Annotated in this window: 22 protein-coding genes and 1 tRNA gene; 6 read left to right on the top strand and 17 right to left on the bottom strand. The window is 29.8% G+C overall.

Annotation, left to right across the window (positions count from 1 at the left end; genetic code table 11):
• Positions 1-27: 27 nt before the first annotated feature.
• Genes ACIQ6Z_RS03250 through ACIQ6Z_RS03235 form a run of 4 tightly spaced genes read right to left on the bottom strand, consistent with a single transcriptional unit; the run spans position 28 to position 2,790 of the window.
• Positions 28-210 (bottom strand): hypothetical protein, encoded by a 183-nt coding sequence (locus tag ACIQ6Z_RS03250; protein WP_396209501.1) that lies wholly within the window; start codon positions 208-210, stop codon positions 28-30.
• Between the two features lie 17 nt (positions 211-227).
• A complete protein-coding gene (lptC, locus tag ACIQ6Z_RS03245; RefSeq protein ID WP_396209500.1) occupies positions 228-791 on the bottom strand; it encodes an LPS export ABC transporter periplasmic protein LptC in 564 nt (187 codons plus the stop codon).
• Between the two features lie 12 nt (positions 792-803).
• Positions 804-2,063, bottom strand: coding sequence for a hypothetical protein (locus tag ACIQ6Z_RS03240; RefSeq protein ID WP_396209499.1), 1,260 nt, complete (start codon positions 2,061-2,063; stop codon positions 804-806).
• A complete protein-coding gene (locus tag ACIQ6Z_RS03235; RefSeq protein WP_396209498.1) occupies positions 2,056-2,790 on the bottom strand; it encodes a type III pantothenate kinase in 735 nt (244 codons plus the stop codon). The genes ACIQ6Z_RS03240 and ACIQ6Z_RS03235 overlap by 8 nt, the downstream gene beginning before the upstream one ends.
• Positions 2,791-2,912: 122 nt before the next feature.
• Here ACIQ6Z_RS03235 and ACIQ6Z_RS03230 point away from each other — a divergent pair.
• Positions 2,913-2,985: transfer RNA gene (locus ACIQ6Z_RS03230), tRNA-Phe, on the top strand.
• 176 nt (positions 2,986-3,161) lie between these two features.
• Here ACIQ6Z_RS03230 and ACIQ6Z_RS03225 read toward each other — a convergent pair.
• The 3 genes from ACIQ6Z_RS03225 to ACIQ6Z_RS03215 all read right to left on the bottom strand — a co-directional run bounded on the left by ACIQ6Z_RS03225 (position 3,162) and on the right by ACIQ6Z_RS03215 (position 6,038).
• Positions 3,162-3,446, bottom strand: a complete 285-nt coding sequence (locus ACIQ6Z_RS03225) for a helix-turn-helix domain-containing protein (protein WP_396209497.1) — start codon at positions 3,444-3,446, stop codon at positions 3,162-3,164.
• Between the two features lie 130 nt (positions 3,447-3,576).
• Positions 3,577-5,031 (bottom strand): DNA modification methylase, encoded by a 1,455-nt coding sequence (locus ACIQ6Z_RS03220; RefSeq protein WP_396209496.1) that lies wholly within the window; start codon positions 5,029-5,031, stop codon positions 3,577-3,579.
• Positions 5,032-5,303: 272 nt separating this feature from the next.
• Positions 5,304-6,038, bottom strand: a complete 735-nt coding sequence (locus tag ACIQ6Z_RS03215; protein WP_396209495.1) for a hypothetical protein — start codon at positions 6,036-6,038, stop codon at positions 5,304-5,306.
• Between the two features lie 214 nt (positions 6,039-6,252).
• Here ACIQ6Z_RS03215 and ACIQ6Z_RS03210 point away from each other — a divergent pair, with 214 nt between their 5' ends.
• The 3 genes from ACIQ6Z_RS03210 to ACIQ6Z_RS03200 are packed head-to-tail and all read left to right on the top strand — an operon-like array spanning position 6,253 to position 7,880.
• Entirely contained in the window at positions 6,253-6,774 is a 522-nt protein-coding gene (locus ACIQ6Z_RS03210) for a hypothetical protein (RefSeq protein ID WP_396209494.1), read from the top strand.
• A 12-nt stretch (positions 6,775-6,786) separates the two neighbouring features.
• Positions 6,787-7,401 carry a hypothetical protein gene (locus ACIQ6Z_RS03205; protein ID WP_396209493.1) on the top strand — a complete coding sequence of 205 codons (615 nt, stop codon included), beginning with the start codon at positions 6,787-6,789 and terminating at the stop codon, positions 7,399-7,401.
• The gene (locus tag ACIQ6Z_RS03200) at positions 7,398-7,880 is read left to right on the top strand and encodes a hypothetical protein (protein ID WP_396209492.1); all 483 of its coding nucleotides are present in this window, start codon (positions 7,398-7,400) and stop codon (positions 7,878-7,880) included. The genes ACIQ6Z_RS03205 and ACIQ6Z_RS03200 overlap by 4 nt, the downstream gene beginning before the upstream one ends.
• Here ACIQ6Z_RS03200 and ACIQ6Z_RS03195 read toward each other — a convergent pair.
• The 3 genes from ACIQ6Z_RS03195 to ACIQ6Z_RS03185 all read right to left on the bottom strand — a co-directional run bounded on the left by ACIQ6Z_RS03195 (position 7,877) and on the right by ACIQ6Z_RS03185 (position 9,112).
• Positions 7,877-8,185 (bottom strand): hypothetical protein, encoded by a 309-nt coding sequence (locus tag ACIQ6Z_RS03195; RefSeq protein ID WP_396209491.1) that lies wholly within the window; start codon positions 8,183-8,185, stop codon positions 7,877-7,879. The two genes, ACIQ6Z_RS03200 and ACIQ6Z_RS03195, sit on opposite strands and share 4 nt — an antisense overlap.
• Before the next feature lie 2 nt (positions 8,186-8,187).
• Entirely contained in the window at positions 8,188-8,790 is a 603-nt protein-coding gene (locus tag ACIQ6Z_RS03190; protein ID WP_396209490.1) for a recombinase family protein, read from the bottom strand.
• Between the two features lie 163 nt (positions 8,791-8,953).
• Positions 8,954-9,112: a hypothetical protein gene (locus ACIQ6Z_RS03185; protein ID WP_396209489.1), complete on the bottom strand. Its 159-nt coding sequence runs from the start codon at positions 9,110-9,112 to the stop codon at positions 8,954-8,956.
• A 931-nt stretch (positions 9,113-10,043) separates the two neighbouring features.
• Here ACIQ6Z_RS03185 and ACIQ6Z_RS03180 point away from each other — a divergent pair.
• Entirely contained in the window at positions 10,044-10,373 is a 330-nt protein-coding gene (locus ACIQ6Z_RS03180) for a hypothetical protein (RefSeq protein ID WP_396209488.1), read from the top strand.
• Positions 10,374-10,481: 108 nt separating this feature from the next.
• On the top strand, positions 10,482-11,066 hold the full coding sequence (locus tag ACIQ6Z_RS03175; protein ID WP_396209487.1) for a hypothetical protein: 585 nt from the start codon (positions 10,482-10,484) through the stop codon (positions 11,064-11,066).
• A gap of 235 nt (positions 11,067-11,301) precedes the next feature.
• On the opposite strand, the gene ACIQ6Z_RS03170 is transcribed toward ACIQ6Z_RS03175, so the two are convergent.
• From ACIQ6Z_RS03170 to ACIQ6Z_RS03140, 7 genes are all read right to left on the bottom strand, one after another.
• A complete protein-coding gene (locus ACIQ6Z_RS03170) occupies positions 11,302-11,937 on the bottom strand; it encodes a hypothetical protein (RefSeq protein WP_396209486.1) in 636 nt (211 codons plus the stop codon).
• Between the two features lie 276 nt (positions 11,938-12,213).
• On the bottom strand, positions 12,214-13,422 hold the full coding sequence (locus ACIQ6Z_RS03165; RefSeq protein WP_396209485.1) for a hypothetical protein: 1,209 nt from the start codon (positions 13,420-13,422) through the stop codon (positions 12,214-12,216).
• A gap of 146 nt (positions 13,423-13,568) precedes the next feature.
• Entirely contained in the window at positions 13,569-14,540 is a 972-nt protein-coding gene (locus tag ACIQ6Z_RS03160; RefSeq protein WP_396209484.1) for a hypothetical protein, read from the bottom strand.
• 186 nt (positions 14,541-14,726) lie between these two features.
• A complete protein-coding gene (locus tag ACIQ6Z_RS03155) occupies positions 14,727-15,251 on the bottom strand; it encodes a hypothetical protein (RefSeq protein ID WP_396209483.1) in 525 nt (174 codons plus the stop codon).
• A gap of 176 nt (positions 15,252-15,427) precedes the next feature.
• Positions 15,428-15,880, bottom strand: coding sequence for a hypothetical protein (locus ACIQ6Z_RS03150; RefSeq protein ID WP_396209482.1), 453 nt, complete (start codon positions 15,878-15,880; stop codon positions 15,428-15,430).
• Positions 15,881-16,064: 184 nt separating this feature from the next.
• On the bottom strand, positions 16,065-16,514 hold the full coding sequence (locus tag ACIQ6Z_RS03145; RefSeq protein WP_396209481.1) for a hypothetical protein: 450 nt from the start codon (positions 16,512-16,514) through the stop codon (positions 16,065-16,067).
• 755 nt (positions 16,515-17,269) lie between these two features.
• Positions 17,270-17,833, bottom strand: a complete 564-nt coding sequence (locus ACIQ6Z_RS03140; protein ID WP_396209480.1) for a hypothetical protein — start codon at positions 17,831-17,833, stop codon at positions 17,270-17,272.
• Positions 17,834-18,230: the final 397 nt, after the last annotated feature.

Genomic DNA, 18,230 nt, shown 5'->3' with positions numbered 1-18,230 from the left:
CATAGATTTTCACAGATTTTTTTGATTTTATTTTTTATTTTGATATTTATTGTAAAAATGTCTTCTAAAGAAAAACATTCCGAGCGAAACTACAGCAATAACAATACTCAAAACATAACTTTCCTGCTTATCGAATTTTGAAAAGGCGTCATATGCAAAAAAAGCAGCAAATGCGAGATAAAAATATTGTACAAATTTTAAATAATTCATGATATAGTATTTTTAATTTAGTCTATAGAGTTTACTTCACCACTGCTTCGCTGCATGTTGAAGATTTTAAAATCTTTGCTAAAGTCAACCCCAGGCCCCTCTAAATAACCTCCTACTTCATCGGTATATTTAAAAGGCTTTTCTGTAAAAAACCATTCGTTCTTCTGATCATAATACAATTGGGACATTTCTAGTTTTTTTCCATCGTGAGAAGTGATGATGACTTTTCCTTGTAAATCAATAATTTTTGTTTTTTTATAAGAAATAGCATAATCAGCAATTATTGTACTTTGATTTCCATTTTCATCCATCAATGTCAGATGAATTCCTTTTGGAAATTCGGTAAATGGGTGTGAAACAGCTGCAAAATCAAGCATTTTGGGACTTTTCAAAATGGATTTTATGCGTCCTGAATCCGTATACTTTAAATGAATAGAATCAACTGAACCGGAAGGAGCAAAAGAAGTTTCCGTCAATTTTTTTACATTTTTTAAATCGCTTTCACAAGCCAGCAGAAACAATACACTTAGCAACAAAATAGCACTTTTAATGAGAGACGTTAAGCAATTATGAAAACGCATTTTAAGGTGTTTTTAGTCGATTTTTCTCTTGATGAACCATAGGTCGCTTAACGACAATGCAACAGTCACATTAATATAATTCTCTTCAATCAAACCATTAGTTCGAGTTCCTTTTTTACCATATTCAAGACCTAAATTGATTTTTGAATACCCAACAGGTAAGCCCAAACCAAAAGTTAGTGCATAATCATTAATACTTGTGTTATTAATCACCATCCCTGTGTTTTCATATCTAAAACCTCCTCTATAAACGATTCTACTGAAATAATTCCCAAAAGAATCATACTTAGGTATGTAAAACCCTCCTAAAGAAACTTTCTTTGAGTTTTCAAAAGCTACATTGTCAACTGATCCAAATCGGTTGGTCATTTCACTGTTGTTTGAAAAAGTAACTTCTGAACCAATTGCCCATTTTTTACTTTCTCCAATACCTAATCCAAAAGTAAAGACAGCGGGGATCTTCATTTCTGTATCATTCACTGGAATATCATTTTCTTCTCCAACCAATTCAATTCCGTTGATGTTATATAAAATTGTGGCAATTTTTCTTGTGTTTTCAGATGTTAAAGTAGCACTTGGATGATAGGTAATACCCGCATTTAAATCCAATTTGGCATTTATTTTTGTTTTGTATAAAAATCCTGTGTTTAATGAAACTCCCGTCAATTTAGAATTATTGCGTTCTCTACTACGCAATTGCAAGACTATAGGAGAGTATATGGATTCAATATATTCGGTTGTAATATCTCCAAAATTGTAACCCAAATCAAATCCGAAACTTAGTTTATTTGTCAAATTATAAGCGGCTCCAACATATAATTTATTTACATTTCCATTGCCAAAATTTCGTCTATTCCGAACCGTATTATCCACTTCAGTTGCCGTATTTTCTATCTTATATCCCACAGCTGAATACGGCATGATTCCAAATGTGAAACCAAATTTTCCATAAGGAAATCCAACCGCTAGATAATCAATTGTAGTACGTTGTGCTTTTTCATTTTCTGCAGCAGTCGTAAAGTTTGTCGTAGAAGTAGTGGCGCCAATTGTAAATGCAGTTGATTTTAATTTTGAAAACGATGCTGGGTTTACAATATTTAATTGAATACTATCATTAAAAATACTTACTCCTCCCATTGCTCTTACATCATGTGTTCCTTTGAATTTTATTTCGCCCAAACCATAATAAGAATAGGGAGATGCCGTATTATCTTGAGACCAAGAAACGGAAGAAATTAGGATGCATACAAACGCGGAAATTTTTTTAATCATTTTGATGTATATAAGTTGATAATAGGCGCAAACTTTCTAACAAGAAATTTGAATGGGCAAATATGGTGTTTTTTAATCTTTTAGCCAAAAAATCTGCGTCTCCTCCTGTTAAAATTACTGTTAAATCTGGATATTTATGAAAATATTGGGAAATAATCCCATCGATTTCAAAGGTCAAACCATTTATTATTCCGCTATGAATCGAACTTTCAGTTGAATTACCTGTCAGAGCATGTGGATCATTTTTTTCTAACAACGGAAGATTTTGGGTATAATCATTTAAACTTTTATAGCGCAAGGCAATTCCTGGAGATATAGCACCCCCCATATATTGGTTTTGCTGATCTACAAAATCATAGGTTACACATGTTCCTGCGTCAATAACCAGCTTATTTTTATTTGGAAACATTAAGGTAGCACCAGCAGCCAGTACCATTCGATCTACACCAAGGGTTTCTGGGGTAGTATAAAGGTTAGTAAAGGGAAATTTGGTTTGATGATGGATGATTTGAGTAACAACTTGCTTTTGAATGAAATCCAATACCTCGAGGTCAAATTGACCCACCGTAGAAAACAGTGCTTTTTCAATTTTTGGGTATTTTTTGAAAACTTCAGAAAAAAAGATACGCGCTTCTTGGGGATCCACCACAAACAAATCTACAAGGATATCTTGTTCAAATACAGCTACTTTAATTCTTGAATTCCCAATATCTATAGTAATAAGCATCTACTTGTTTTTTGAATTGCAAATATACAAATTGATTTTTTTTAAAAATTGTTTTGGATAATCTAAAATAGATTCTATATTTGCAGCCGCAATGAACAAATAGAAATTCTTGTTTTTGTAAAGGTACCTTAGCTCAGATGGTAGAGCAATGGACTGAAAATCCATGTGTCCCTGGTTCGATCCCTGGAGGTACCACAAAAATAATCCCTAATCACTTATAAATCAAGTAGTTAGGGATTTTTTGTTTCTCAAGGGGACTTGAAAGGGGACTCAAAAAAGTTAATTTATTTTAACTTATCTTAATGTAATTTAAAAATTTATATCATAAAAAAACCCACTTATTAGTGGGTTTTTAGGATTTGATTGATATATTAGTTTAGCCTTGAGTATACTTCATCTCTTAAATAAAGAACACGACCTCCAACTTTTCTTGAAACTAGTACTTTTTTCTTTTCCCAATTGTGTAGGGTTACTAAAGAGACATTAAGTAATTTAGAAACTTCTTCTCTTGTCATTAAATCAGATTTCGTTTTATTTCCTTCAATATTATTAATCATTCCCATCATTTTTTGAAATTCCGATGAAAGAGCTTCTTTCACCAATCTTTCTAAATCTTCTCTTGTAAATTCTAATACACGATATGTTGATTCTTTCATAAGTTCAAATTTTAAAATTAAAATGAACCTTTACGACTGGTTGAAACGGGTTGTTTATTCTTTATGGGTTTGTCCTCCCAATATGGTTTTTAGTCAGTTTATTGACTTTGTTATCAAATTATATCGAGTATTACGCTACTTCACCTAAATCATACTCAGACAATCTTACCTCTGATGCCATTACAAATTGTGGATTTAATTCATATCCAACATATTTTCTATCAGTCAATACTGAAACTTCGCCAGTTGATGCTGTGCCGTTAAACATATCTAATATTGTATCCCCTGGTTTTGATGTTGCTAAAACAAAAATTAAGGGCAAACTAAGAGGATAGGTCGCTGAGTGTTCCATCAAAAAATTTGCATCAGCTAAGCATTTACGTCTTAATTCTAACGTATTAGAACCTGAGTGTGTCAATATGTTATCTCTAAAATCTAATCCTGAAACTAATTTTGGATATTTCATTTTTGTTCCCATAGATACACTATTATTTTCGTCAATAAATTCCGACAACCAAGTGTCATTGAAAAAATAATCCGCACTCTTCACAAAATGAAATATTGGTTCAAAATTTCTAACACTTCTTTTCCCTTGAGTAAATTGAACATTCGACTTTAACCACAAGTACTGGTCCACATACTTCCAACCTCTCTTTTTCATTTCAATTAAAAATAACTCAGGAACACTTTGATATTCTCCATTGATTACACAATCATTTATATTAACAAACAACGACCCATCATTTTTCAATACTCTTTTTGCATCTTCAAATAAATCACATAGATTATTAATAAAGTCAATCACTTCCTTTTCAAGACCAAGTTGATTCTTACCAATTCCATAGTTACGCATCTGAAAATATGGAGGAGATGTAATAATTGTTTGTATAGACCTATCTTCTAATTGAAATAAATCACCACATGAAGAATTATAGATTTTAACTTTTTCAGTAATATATTCATAATTAGAACGAACAATAACATCATTATATTTCTTAAGAAGTTCTCTTTCCAATTTTTTATCTAATTCATTAAGAGTTATTTCTCCTTTATCAATTTTTGAAAATTCCTTATTGATTTTCTCGATATCATCCCCGTGTAACTTAATAACCTTATCTTGAATAGATTTTATCTTATTTACTTTGTATTGTCCAATAGATTTATACGCATTGTCTTTTTCCTCTCTCACCACTTTCATTTGTGGATTCAGGTCGGTTCTAATTCCTCTACCAACTGAATAGAATTCTTCGTAGAATCTAACTTCAGAGGCAATCTCAATGATTGATTTTACTCTGAATTTGTTTGTGGAAACAGAGATTACATCCTTCATTTCTTCTGGAACATCGATAAAAACTACAGGAACTTCCTCAAGACCTATGTCAAGGGCAATTTGATGACGAAGATTACCTGAAATAATCTCATAGTCATAGTTAACTAATAAGGGGGTCAATAATCCAAACTCTTGGATATTGTTACGAATTTCATCGTAGTTCACAGGAACTAAATACATTGAATTGGTTGTTGAATTTTTCTTCAACATTTGTGGAGCCACCACAGAAACTTTTGGCATTTGTAATTTGTTCATAATAAAATGGTTTTAGAATGAACCTTTACGACTGGTTGAAACGGGTTGTTTATTGTTTATCGGTTTTTCCTCCGAGTAGGGTTTTTAAGACGGTTTATCGTCTTTACCAACTATAACTTCTACAATAAAAGTTTAAGAACTTGATTAAAAGAAAAAGATTTATTTCTTAATCACGGTACAAAGATATGTTACATTAAAGAAGTATGCAAACATTTATTAATATATTTTTAGATAATTTTAATTTTTACTTGTTTTACTGGGCTTAACGGGGATTATTTTTTTGTTGGTGGATTAAATGAAAGTGGAGCAACCCTGTTAATGTGCTCTAAGGTTACTTTCTTGAATATATCCTCTAATTCTAAGTCGCTTAATTTTGTATAATTATACTTTTCTAAATTCAACCTCTTGAGAATATATCGAGGTTTGTTTTCTTTACCCGGTACTTCAAACCCCCACTTTATGTTGATTATAACTTGTTCGGGTTTATCAACCTTTGATTTAGATTTATACCAATCAGGGGATAATCGGTATTCCAATTCAACTAATTTACTTTTCCAATAGTAATATAATTCTATTTGGTATTTCATTTCAGATAAATCATCCATATCTACTGTATGAAGAGGTGATTTCTCTAAAAAATGATTATAAATAATTGAATTTATATCGTAAAGTAATTTAGAATCTTTCTCTTTTTTTGGATATTTTTCAATAGTACCAAGATAAACAAGTATGGATTTGTCCTCTAAAAACTTTCCATTGTATAAAAACTTCCATTTTACATTAGCAACTAGAGTATTAACCGAATTCCGGTTTTTCAGTTCATATATCTTATACACAGGATTAGAAAGATATTGGATTTTTTCTTGGTTTTCCTTCCACTTATCGTAATTGTCAACGGATGCATTATGATTTTCATAAAAGGGTAAAAGTATTTGATTGATGGAATCAACTAAAATACCAAGATTATTTATTAAGGGAAGTAATTTATTAATTCTATTCAAATACATAATAGCAAATATAAGTAAGTTTAATAAATATTGACAACCTGTAATAATTAAAGTTATTAGCAAACATACGACTATTTATAATGAAATTGGTAGTTTATTATTACCTTAATTAACCTTTTTTGCCAGGAAACGATAGTAGTAAATTACCGAAATACCCAATAAACAACCCAAAACCATCAAAAGGGATTATCCCGTAAGTAAAACAAACAACACTATGAACAAAAAGAACACCGAGAGGATTAAAGTATTACTAGAAAAAATAAAAGAAACAGAGAATGATAGACCATTCACAATTGTAGTTGTGGAGTATGATTCAGAGGAATTCTTTGATAAAAATTACTCTATATCCAAGTGGTTCCAAAAATTAACTAATTCTAAAAGTGCTACAAGTAGATTAACTAACCGTGAATGGTTCAAGAATATTGACGGGGGTTTCTACAAATATGAAGTAACTACTGACACCACAAAAATTATAATGGCATTCACGAGTATTAAGTCCATTCTTGAATTAGACCTTGCTGTAAGAATAAATAAGATTGGTCCTAAACCCAAAGATATAACCATTGGTATTCAAGATTGGGAACTTTTCAATCAGTACTTCACTACACTTTTTGATGTAAGAACAGGAACGGAGACTTTCGGGGCATTGAAGACGATGGATTATTACCAAGTTGAAATAATGCAAGAACTAATTGAGCCTGAAAATCAACTTTTCAATCAACTTGAATATTTATAGTAAACAATTAACATGAGAGAATTAGAAGATTTTTTAGGATTTCCTGCAAGAATAGATAGAGAAAAAGGTACGGTTGAGTTTGAAAGTAATTGCGAATTTCCTAACCAAAGTAATGAATGTGCTAAACTATTTGATTCTATAGAACGATTATTTATTGATGAGGTAAAACTTAAATTCCCATTAAACATAAAAGAATGGAAAGCAATTATTGAACCCACTGATGAAAATTTAAGTAATTACTATTCCCACGATGGAATAAAACATTTTATACAAGAACATAAGAATAAGATAATTGATACAACCACCTTCTTCAAACCTGAAGTATTTTATAGTAGGGACCAAGAATTGCCAAATCTAATTTTTCACTTTTACAAAATTAATTATACTGGAAAATTGAATATCTACAACTCATATGGTTTTGTAAATAAGTGTCGTATAAAATATAAAGACATAAAGCAGTTGACACCCGACAGAAAAGAAAGCCTCAAACAGAAAGGAATTAATGTAAACTGGATTAGAAACATCCCTTTATTCCCCGCTGAACTAATCAAGTTTGACAAACAAGATAATATAATGGATTTTAAATTTCAAGAATTAAATAAATCAAACTTTAGCGAAGAAATATGATAGTATCAGTAAGACAAAGAATCAAGGAACAACTCAACGAAATAAAAAAAGAAAAGAGTAAAATTTTTTATTGTATCGAACTCACTTTTGACGCAATAAAATTCAACGAACATTTTAATGACTATAGGAACTTTTGGCATTTATTAACCCAAAACTTTTTTGGACCAAAAGAATTCAAAAAATCAAATAATGATTGGTATGATGAACTTGAACCTGAAGGCTTTTACTTTTTTACTGAATCATACAACTTAGTTCAATTTAGAATTTATCTTGAAACCAATAAAAAAATCAAATATGAGGAATTAATTAAAAGAGTAAATGATATAGTTCCAATCATTGAAGTTGAACTATACCATAACGATGAATATCGATTTAATAAAATGTTTGCAAACGACATATTCAAGATTCAAAAATCCGAGATACAATATATCGGTAAAGTACATGTTCCTGAGGTAGAAGATAATGAACTACCATTTTAAGTTATCAAAACATTCACTTTTTTTACCTCTTTAAAGTTTTCCAACTCTACACATTTAAAAATCATATTGAGAACTGATAACAATCTATTCTCAATGTGATTTAATTCTTTTAAAGAAACAGGTTGCCTTATATCCAATGAAACCTGTTCTACTCCTTCAACCCAATAACTATAATGTGTGCGATTTAAAAAATATTTTAATGGGTTTAAATTTATGGTGATATGACTACCAAACTCTTGTCTTATACTTTTTGACAATAAATTATTAATTAGTCTGTAGTTTGAGTATAGTTGGGGATTTGCCATTTCTAAAGTTTTAACTTCTTTATTTTTGTAACCGTATTATAGTGTAATCCTACAATTTTCGCAACCTCCACATTCTTATATCCTTTTTTGATATATTCAAGAGCTTTTAAGTTTTTTGGTTTAGATAAGAACTTATAGACATCCTCAGAACTGCCTCTCTTTCTCCCAGTATAAACATTCCCTTTTAGTTTTGCGACCATAATCCCCTCCATTTGTCTTTCTTTCGATATGCTTCTCTCCATTTCCGCCAGAGTACCGAGAATTGAAATTATCATCTTAGTAATATTATTCTCTGTTCCATCGGGTTGGATAGTACTTAAACCTTGAGATATAAAATGAATACAAATTTTCTTTTCAGTGAGGAATTTAATATTAGAGAGAATGTCTAATAAGCATCGGCCGAGTCTATCAATTTGCCAAACATATAATTCAGTTAAAGCTTCTTTCTCAATTAGCCGGAGTAATCGACGTCCGCCATCCCGCTCAAAAAGATTTATTGCTCCGCTGCATTTATCCTCAACGACGAGTTGAAAATCTTTTTCATTAACTCGTTGCCTATCCGTTTTTTGTTCAAGTGTACTAGTTCTTACATAAAGGACTTTCATATTTCACATTTTTAGGTTAAGGCTAATTACACGCTAATTTTGTGAATATGCACTAGTTAAAGTGCTAAATAATTGCTAAATTGAGTAAGTTGGTAACTCACAATAAAAGGTATACCCTATAAAATAAAAAATCCCCACTTTAGGCGGGGATGAAAATTCATTTTTACTTATTCTTATTTATTTCATTCATTGACTTCAAAAAACTATTTACCGAAATATCTGCAAGTAATTCAACAAACTTCATTATTTCAATTACTTCTTCATCTGTAAGTTTTTTTTCTCTGTTTTTATTTAATATTTGTTTTACCTTATTGAGTTCCATTATTTGTTCATTATTATGTTCACATACTTATTTTATGTGGTAGTAATGAAAATTTCATCAACATATCCTTTAGATTAAGTTTAGGCTAACATACAGCGGAAAACCTATATGTCGGCGCCTGTTTTTGGTATTTTTTTGAGACACTAATTAAATTGAGACAAAATATTTAAATATTATTAAGTTAACTTCTAATGTCATAATAAACCTATTGGGATAATTGCTAAGTTCCCCCTGCCTCCGTTGAATAGACTCTCTTTAAAAAAAAGGGGGGGTATCCCCCCCTCTATTAAGGGGTATAGGTAAAATTTAGTCATCAATAGTCGGAAAAAAGTGATTCCAAAAATTTTTAAATTTTTGGAATCAACTCTTGATTTTTTCGATGTAGACTATATTTATTAAAGTGTAGATTCTCGAGTCTGAAATAATGACTGTCACACCCCATCACGAAAAGCAATGATATGAAGTGGGGCAACTAGGTCTTCTGTCTATATTATAATTTTCAACCCAACTTGACTACAAAAAACAGTCTTGGGGGGCAGGGGGGCAAGCCCAAAAAAAATATACACCCAGTATAAACTGAAACAAAATAAAACTAACTAATAAAACACCTACAAATTATATTCACCTCCGCCAGCAAACAGAAAAAATTATAGCTTTTTTATTTAATAAATTTTCGGTACAGAAACAATAATTCACACCGAATACATTGCACATTTTTAATATAATTTGATTAAACCTCAAAATATTCTAATTAGGTTAGCAATACACTAAAGCACTTAAAATTAACAAACTAGACCCTGTACAAAAGTTTCAAATAAAAAAATATTTTTTATGCAGTACAGCAAATTATACGGCTATATTTTTGTCCTCGAAATCAGGTAGCTACTCTTTCAAATTCAATTTTTATAACTTTTAAAATAAATCAATTATTATGGAATTAAGAAACAAATTCGAGAACAGAAAGTTCAAATTCAACAACAAAGATTACAACAACAAATCATACGCACAAACGTATTATGACCTTGTTAAAGACGTATTAGAGGGTTCCCACGGGGAATTTAAATCAAGGAAAGATGCAAGTATTGCATTGGGTAAAACAATTTGTTTAAATTATGAAGACATACCGGAGTCTGCATTAAAATACAATTTATACAAACCGTTGCATGACATATATGTTATTACAAACAAAGATGTTAAAGGTTTCAATAAAGCAATAGAGCGAATTTCAAAGAAATTAGAAGTTGAAGTAGAATTCAATTAGATTTATTTAAACCCCCAATTTGACAGTTGGGGGTTTTATATTTAAATTTTTAAACATCAAAACAATAAAATAAGGGTGCAATTTGTTATAATATAAACCCCAAATTTTATGAAAAAAATATCATTAACTTTATTGTTGTTAGTTTTATCATCATTCAATACAACAAAGACAAAAGATGAGTTGCTATTCAAAGATGAATTCGGAAAACTTTCGGTTAATAAAGATTTTATTGTTGTGGATTACGCTACAGAAAAATATCTTCAGGGCGTTGGGAAATATGTTCAAATGATAGTTTTCTTAGATAAGAAAAATTATGTTGGTTCAGTTGAGGAAAAAGAATATATTAAAAACAAGTTATCTATTCTAAAAAAATATCAAGAAGAAGCAAAAAAGAAGATGCCTGTTTTTGACTATACAAACAAATCATTACGCATTGAACGTAGAAACAGAAGATGTTATTTTTTCTATTACGAACAACTCATTGAACTTGAATTTGGAAGAAAAATGGATGATGGGAGGTATTGTGTTGGTGGACATAATAGTGAACTTCAATGCAAAGAGAAAAACATTATTGTTACCCTGTATTATGACGGGATATACAAATATGGTGAACGAATTATTAAAGATGAAAAGAACAATATAAAATCTCGTACTGATTTTGGTCCGGAACACAGAAAATCCGCGATTTATTAATGACTTCAATCCAACCTCATTACAAAAATAATCAGGTCAAAAATCATAAATTATCCAAAATAAAAAGTTGAACAAGTGATTTTTTTTTCTGTTTACAAACGTTCCGGCGCTTGGCGAGGTTGCGAGCTTCGGAACCGATTATTTTCTGTTAAAGATAAAACTTCTTGCGAAAAGTAAACGTGTATTTACTACAAAATTCGCAATCTTGCCAAACGCCTGTTAGGCGTTCGGCTTTTTATTTAAATTCAACCGGTTCAACATCTATTATCCATCCTTTATTTTTCGCGATGCTTTTGTTACATTTTTCAGTTCCTGGATTTCCTCCAATGTAAATAGTTTTGTTTGAAATTTTATTATTATGCAAAGTTTCAAACAAAAGATTTAATTGGTTTGTATTTAATTGATTTGAACGTAAAAAAACTGAATTTAATTTTGTATTTTTCAACAAATTCAAACTCTTTAGCTGGTTATTTTCACAAGATAAATTTTCAAGTAAAGTGTTATTAGTAACATCTAAAATTTTAAGTTTATTCCAAGTACAATTTAACATTGTTAATTCACTATTTTTTCTGACATCAATATCATTCAAATTGTTTTTTAGAACGTCTAATGTTTCTAATTTGGGACAATTACTAATATTCAAACTTGTTATTTGGTTGTTGAAACAAACTAAACCTTTAATGGTATTTAGTTTACTGCCATTTATTGTTATAGTGTGGTTTATTTTGTCGGAATAATTATTCTTAAAATATTTTGGTAAAGACCATAAATCACTTGAGTTTATTGTCGTTCCATTTCCCCAATCAATTTTTGCATTTCCCCAAGAACCTAATAAACCAATTTCTAAACTTTCCACTTTCTCTGTGGTCATTACTATTTGAGTTTTATATTCTTCTTTACAAGAAATAAATAAAACCATAAGAATTATGAAAAAAAGATATTTATGAATATTTTTCAATTTGTTGAATTAAATTATTGAATTCTCCGTTCGCTCGTAAGCTGACGCCTAACGTTTTGCAGCTTGCAGAAGTGGCGGATTATAGAATCCTAAACTTTCGGTTAAACACTGACTTTGCAATTATAAAACCAACTTCAAATTAAGCCCAAAACCCGCCATTTTTGCAAACTGCTGTTGGCAGAAGTATTTTTATTTTTTAAAGTTCATTTTCATTGGATTTACTAACGGTGGAATTAATATGAAATCAAACCTTTCAAGTTCTTTCCTTAATTCCGAATTTATTTTAATTTTTTCTGTGTAACAATGATTTAATAATTCAGTATTATCTATTAAAGTCCATTCTTCTTTATTTCCTTTTTCTAAAACTATGTTTATCGGATTTTCTTCGGTTAAATCGTCTTTAATTTGATTATCTTCCATATAAAATCTTGGCATACATTTTATAGAAGTAGATTTTGTTTGGTTAAAGTGAGATAATTCTTTAATCATATTTCCTAAATCATAATAACCATAATTATTCATTCCATTCGATAAATGAACTGCTCCCATTTTTACAAACATTTTAGGTAAATCATCTTTTTTTGTTGCTAATTTGTAATATTTGCTAAAATTAGTTTTCATATTTTGAATTCTCTGAAGCCAACCATTTTGATACATGCCTTTTTCATTTTGCAAATAAATATTCCAAGATATTATTAAGTCTGAAATTATTTTTTGTACGGCAACATTCTTTTTGTCAGTTAATTCAAAAAATGTATTTATTTCTTTTGAATTAATGTATTTTTCAAATATTTTGTGTTTTGAGTCTTTCCAATATTTTTTAAATTCGGCAAGCATTAATTTAGAAGCATTCTCATATGCTGGTAAAATATTTTTTCTGTTTTTTGATAATTCTAAAATCTCGTCAAATAAGAAGAATTGAGCAGTTTGATATTCTTGGTCAATACCTAAAATTTGAAAGTTATTTTTTAGTGCAGTTTTTAAAAATATTTCATCTTCTTTTCCATCAAAAAAAGGAATAGGAATTTCTCCACTCAAATCGTTATACTTGGTATTGAAATCAAATAATTGTCCTTTATTTTGAATTTCTGAAACTAATTTTTTAGCGCTATTTGGACCAATTTCTGATACAAAATATTTAAATTTATTTTCAGAAAGTATTGGAATTAAACTATTTGTAAATAATGATATTTCAGAAGCGAAATGTTGTTCACCTAACAATATAAATTGGCTTTCAGAAATTTTATTAGTAAGAATTTCGGAACCATTTCCAACTATTTTGTCATTCTCAATTTTGAATTTATAACAAAATTTATCTATATCAGTTGATTTTAATTCTTTTTGAGAATAAACTAATGAAGATAATAAAATTAATAATAAAGAAAAGGTTTCTTTCATTTACGTTTTTTTAATATTTCTGCCAACGTTTCGCGGCTACAAGAAGTTGGCGATTTCGGAGACGAAAACTGTCTGCCACCACTGAATTTGATACGAAGCACAAAGCTTCATGTAACCACTGAACCGCCAATTTCTTGTAGGTGCTGTTATAAGCCGTTTTTCTTTCTGTCAAGTGTGTCATCAGTTCCTTTGTAAAACTCCTCTTTTATTGTCTGTGCCAATTCGGTTACTTCATAACCATAACTTGTCCCAGTATTATAGTCTCCAATAATTTGGCTCATTGCTGTCCATTCATAATAGTCATCATTTTCTTCTGCAGGCTTCTGTAAATACAATTTGTATGCGTCAACAATTTTAGTTGTCCCAAGAACTACACTTTCATTGTCTGTCAATAATTTGTTGGTCTTTACTTGCATAACTCCAAGTGTATGAGGTTTCTTTGTAATTCTGAATTTTATATTCTCAATTATTCTTGCAAGTTTAGGTCTATTGAAGTCTTCGTAAATAAGTATAGCGTAAGTTATTGCTTCTAAAACTTCGTTCTGCGTAATTTCCTTAATCTTTTTTCCGTATAAATTTTTGAAATAATTATGTCTTGTCTTCAAATAATTTTGTTTGCGTTTCACAGTCCCGTCTTCGGATAGTCTAATGTTGTTTGTTACTTGGAAAACAAAAATTAGAATAATAATCCATAATTCATTTGCAACTGTTGTAAAGTCGGGTAAAATATTAGTCTTTACCTTTATTATCTTGTCATAGGTAAAATAGGAAATTACCACTATTGCTCCCCAATACAGAAATTGTCTATACCAGTTTAATAACAACCCACGATTTGTCAACAGGTTGAAAAGAAGTCGGAAAACTATGTAGTAAATATTTACAAGAAAAATATTCCAAACATATTTGTCGAGTCCGAAATAGTACAATATGGTTGAGACAATGATGATATAAACTACCGGTGTCAAAACACGAATAAGAAAGTTTAATGCTGGAGCTTCTTCTGTCTTTACGAAAATTGATATTTCCATATATCCAATGGAATAGGAATGTTTCCCAATCCAATTTATTAGAAAAAACAGTCCGATGCCTAAAAGAATTTGAATTAAAAGTATGTCCATATCGTCTGTTGTCTTATGTGTTGTGTGTCGTCCTAAAATGGCTTATAACGTTTTGCAGATTTGCGATGGTGCGGACTAAAAAAGGGTTTTACTTTGTTTTATCACTAAGAATACAAATAGAAAACGACCTTTAAATTTAGAAAGGCCCCCACACTATCGCAAATATGCTGTTGTGTGATTGCTTTTTTAATTATTTTTTTCGAACTCTTGTAAAAATTTGTAAGTTGCATTTTTAAGAGATTTTCTCAAGTTATTACTTTCAGAACCACCACCACTTTTACGAATACCTTCTGTTTTTATTAGTTTTGCGTCATTAACTAAGTTATAATCTATTTTTGTTTTAAGAGTTGCCACTGAAAGCCCAAAAGTCCAGTTTATTTCCAAAATCTCAGCATCTACTAATATTATATCTTTTCCTGAATTTTTTTCAGACGTCTCCATGAATTTTAAATCGAGTTTGGTCTCATTCGCCAATTCTTGGATAGATTCTTTAAAAACTTCTTTTACATTTGGGGCTTTATAGCCACCTAAAACTGGCATACCACCTTTAACATCCATTGTAGTTTTGCTTTTTTGGTTTAAAGTAAAATAAATTGTCTTTGAACTATAAAAGTTTTTATTTAATGAATTATTTGTATAATTACTCACAGAACCACAATTTACAAATGTCAGAATAATTAAAGTAGTTAATAAAACATGTGGTTTTTTCATTTTTTCTATAGTTTTCTATTATTTTAAAGTGTCGCACAACGTTCCGCCGCTTCTCGTCAGTTGCGAACTTCGGAACTTTTTATTTTCTGTTAAAGATAAAAATTCTTTCGAAACGTAAACATCAACTTACTACAAAATTCGCAATTGCGAGAAACGGCTGTTAGCCGTTCGGTTTTTTATTTATTCAGTATTGTATTCAATTTTATAAATTCCATATCAGTTTCCTCTTTAACAATTCCAATATCTCTTTCAGAAATTTTTCCGGTAGAGTTATCCTTTATTTTGATTATTTTCTCGTTTGAGTTCAACGTTATAGTATCTCCAATATTTTCCAAGTCACATATGTGCGCATAAATTTCACTTTGGTTATTTTTGATAACATAAGGGAAATACTTTCTGTTTAAAACTTGATTAAATATTTTTCTGTTTGCTTCAAGATTTTTCACTTGTATAATTGCAAAACAATGATTCTTTGAAATCTTTATAGATTCAATTATGCCTTTTATTTCTATGTTGTTTTTTAATAATTTGTTTTCAATTTTACTTTCTTCGCTTCCAACTTTATACATTATGAAAAATCCAATAATCCATAAAATAAAAACAAGTAATGTGATTTTGGGATATTTCATTTTTCATGTATTTTTCTGCGGTTCGAGAAACTGACGGCTAACGTTCCGGCGCTTGGCGAGGTTGCGAACTTCGGAACAGATTATTTTCTATCAAATATAAAATTTCTTGCGAAATGTAAACGTGAATTTACTACAAAATTCGCAATCTTGCCAAACGCCTGTTAGCGGCAGTAATTTTGATTATTTATTTAAAAGAAGTTGAAATTCGGCCAATTAGATTTTCGACTAACTTTTTATTTTTTTCCTGATAAATTATTCTCAGATGGAATTGAATACCATTTTTAATAATCGATTTATTGTAAAATATTCCGTTTTCATTTTTTCCGCTTATTACATACCAAGTATTTTTCTTTGCCTTGTATGTTACATTTTTTTCGTTTTTTAAATCACTTTTATAGCTTTCGTTTAATTCTTTTATTGTTCCATTTCCAAATGATTCTATACTTAATTGAATATCATCATCGATAGTATTATTAAACCATTGTAATGTTCCACCAGCAACTAGAATTCCTTTTGAAAAATATTCAGGTAATTCAATTGTAATTCCATATTCGGAATCAAAAGTTTTCCATTTAGTTTGTCCATTTACACAATTTAAACAGAATATTAATAAAACGAAAAGTATGTTTTTCATGTACAGTTTTTTGATTATTGCCGCTAACGTTCCGCGGCTTGGCGCAGTGGCGGGTTGTTTATTTGTTTATTGTAAAGATATTAAAATTTCTATTTGGCACATTTCCGACTTAGAAAAATAAACCAGCCATTGCGCTAAACCGCTGTTACCACTTCGGTTTTGTACTAACTTGAGTACACAAAGTAACAATAAACTTTTCCAGTTTCTGCCTTTCGTTTTTCTCGATATAAATTTCAATTACGTTTTAGAAAGTCAAACCTCAATCTTTTCTATTTTTAAGAAGCAGCTGAATACCTAACAATATTAAATTCAGAGCTAACAAAATATGCGGTGTATATGTTGGCCATGCTTCTGTAAAGCTTATCAAGAATAGCATATATTCTGCTAATGCGAAAGAAATAGCAATTATGAATGTTATAACCAAACTTACAACCATTCTTCTTTTTGATGAAATCTGGATTGATTTCCACATTATCAAAATCCCAACTATCATCGGAATTATTCCATATAAGTAAAATTCTAAATCATACATTTATAAAAGTATTGTTTTGTTAAATTCTTGAATTCTTCTATTCTGCTAAATTTCCAATTAAAATTGAGTGCCGAAAAACTGAGTGGTAACGTTCCGGCGCTTGGCGAGGTTGCGAAGTTCGGAACCGATTATTTTCTATCAAAGATAAAATTTCTTGCGAAATGTAATCGTGAATTTACTACAAAATTCGCAATCTTGCCAAACGCCTGTTAGCCGTTCGGTTTTATTCATCAATATCTTCAAATATTAATAAGTTTTCTTTTTTGTCAATTTCTATTTTCCGCCAAGTTGGAGCGTAACCTTCTCCGTTAGGTTCAAAAAGTTCTCTTATAAACTGGTTTTCTGTTTCGTAGTTTTTAATTCTTTTTGGACCGTTATAATAATCTTTTCTATTGTCAAAATATGATTCTGTTTGTTTGTCCTGATTAAAGTTTTTTGATGTTTTGATTTCGTTAATTATTCTCGCTTTATCTTTTTCTGAAATTTTTAATGTAAAAGTGTGATAATAATCTCCAATTGATGACATTGATTTATTTTCATTCAGTTCAAATTCATCATTAAGTTTTATGTTCTGTTCGGCTAAAAGTTCAGTTGCATTTTTCTTAGAAAAAAGTTCATCTTCAAAAATTCCAGATAGAACATATAATCCAATAATAACACCAACAATAATTGACAAATATTTTCCAAATTTCGGATATCCAAGTTTTTTTGGAAGCCAAAAGCATAACCAAATTAAACCAATTATTATTGCTAAAATTAATAAAAAACCAATTATGTAAACTTCCATTTTTTTCTTCTAAATTTCGTGTTTTTTGCGTTCCGCCAAACTGACGGCTAACTTCTTTATACTCGCTTGTTCGGGACAGGTATGCTGTCAATTTGGCGAGATAGTCGCAGGTTTTTTGCTTTTTGTTATGTTTATATTAATTTAATCAAATATAATAATTTTATGTTGTTAAAACTACCTCGTATTTAGTTTAAGTTAATACTACTTAATGTCTCAATATTATTAAGTTTTGTTATTTGATTAACCTCAAAATATTCTAAATAGGTTACATTTCAATCTAAAAAAACACCAAAATCACCGAAAAATATCGATATAAAAAAAGTTGAGCATTCGGTTTTGCTCAACTTTTTGCTCAAACATTTAATAAGAAACCCTTGTAAATACTGTGTTTTACAAG

Origin of the sequence: Flavobacterium sp. (assembly GCF_044376915.1) — a bacterium.
In the GTDB taxonomy this organism is placed as follows: domain Bacteria; phylum Bacteroidota; class Bacteroidia; order Flavobacteriales; family Flavobacteriaceae; genus Flavobacterium.
This window is presented reverse-complemented; position numbering and strand designations above follow the sequence as displayed.

What these genes read in the sequence shown, in the direction of transcription:
- ACIQ6Z_RS03250 (WP_396209501.1), bottom strand. Translation starts at nt 210, where the DNA reads ATGAATTATTTAAAATTTGTACAATATTTTTATCTCGCATTTGCTGCT.
- lptC (WP_396209500.1), bottom strand. Translation starts at nt 791, where the DNA reads ATGCGTTTTCATAATTGCTTAACGTCTCTCATTAAAAGTGCTATTTTG.
- ACIQ6Z_RS03240 (WP_396209499.1), bottom strand. Translation starts at nt 2,063, where the DNA reads ATGATTAAAAAAATTTCCGCGTTTGTATGCATCCTAATTTCTTCCGTT.
- ACIQ6Z_RS03235 (WP_396209498.1), bottom strand. Translation starts at nt 2,790, where the DNA reads ATGCTTATTACTATAGATATTGGGAATTCAAGAATTAAAGTAGCTGTA.
- ACIQ6Z_RS03225 (WP_396209497.1), bottom strand. Translation starts at nt 3,446, where the DNA reads ATGAAAGAATCAACATATCGTGTATTAGAATTTACAAGAGAAGATTTA.
- ACIQ6Z_RS03220 (WP_396209496.1), bottom strand. Translation starts at nt 5,031, where the DNA reads ATGAACAAATTACAAATGCCAAAAGTTTCTGTGGTGGCTCCACAAATG.
- ACIQ6Z_RS03215 (WP_396209495.1), bottom strand. Translation starts at nt 6,038, where the DNA reads ATGTATTTGAATAGAATTAATAAATTACTTCCCTTAATAAATAATCTT.
- ACIQ6Z_RS03210 (WP_396209494.1), top strand. Translation starts at nt 6,253, where the DNA reads ATGAACAAAAAGAACACCGAGAGGATTAAAGTATTACTAGAAAAAATA.
- ACIQ6Z_RS03205 (WP_396209493.1), top strand. Translation starts at nt 6,787, where the DNA reads ATGAGAGAATTAGAAGATTTTTTAGGATTTCCTGCAAGAATAGATAGA.
- ACIQ6Z_RS03200 (WP_396209492.1), top strand. Translation starts at nt 7,398, where the DNA reads ATGATAGTATCAGTAAGACAAAGAATCAAGGAACAACTCAACGAAATA.
- ACIQ6Z_RS03195 (WP_396209491.1), bottom strand. Translation starts at nt 8,185, where the DNA reads ATGGCAAATCCCCAACTATACTCAAACTACAGACTAATTAATAATTTA.
- ACIQ6Z_RS03190 (WP_396209490.1), bottom strand. Translation starts at nt 8,790, where the DNA reads ATGAAAGTCCTTTATGTAAGAACTAGTACACTTGAACAAAAAACGGAT.
- ACIQ6Z_RS03185 (WP_396209489.1), bottom strand. Translation starts at nt 9,112, where the DNA reads ATGGAACTCAATAAGGTAAAACAAATATTAAATAAAAACAGAGAAAAA.
- ACIQ6Z_RS03180 (WP_396209488.1), top strand. Translation starts at nt 10,044, where the DNA reads ATGGAATTAAGAAACAAATTCGAGAACAGAAAGTTCAAATTCAACAAC.
- ACIQ6Z_RS03175 (WP_396209487.1), top strand. Translation starts at nt 10,482, where the DNA reads ATGAAAAAAATATCATTAACTTTATTGTTGTTAGTTTTATCATCATTC.
- ACIQ6Z_RS03170 (WP_396209486.1), bottom strand. Translation starts at nt 11,937, where the DNA reads ATGACCACAGAGAAAGTGGAAAGTTTAGAAATTGGTTTATTAGGTTCT.
- ACIQ6Z_RS03165 (WP_396209485.1), bottom strand. Translation starts at nt 13,422, where the DNA reads ATGAAAGAAACCTTTTCTTTATTATTAATTTTATTATCTTCATTAGTT.
- ACIQ6Z_RS03160 (WP_396209484.1), bottom strand. Translation starts at nt 14,540, where the DNA reads ATGGACATACTTTTAATTCAAATTCTTTTAGGCATCGGACTGTTTTTT.
- ACIQ6Z_RS03155 (WP_396209483.1), bottom strand. Translation starts at nt 15,251, where the DNA reads ATGAAAAAACCACATGTTTTATTAACTACTTTAATTATTCTGACATTT.
- ACIQ6Z_RS03150 (WP_396209482.1), bottom strand. Translation starts at nt 15,880, where the DNA reads ATGAAATATCCCAAAATCACATTACTTGTTTTTATTTTATGGATTATT.
- ACIQ6Z_RS03145 (WP_396209481.1), bottom strand. Translation starts at nt 16,514, where the DNA reads ATGAAAAACATACTTTTCGTTTTATTAATATTCTGTTTAAATTGTGTA.
- ACIQ6Z_RS03140 (WP_396209480.1), bottom strand. Translation starts at nt 17,833, where the DNA reads ATGGAAGTTTACATAATTGGTTTTTTATTAATTTTAGCAATAATAATT.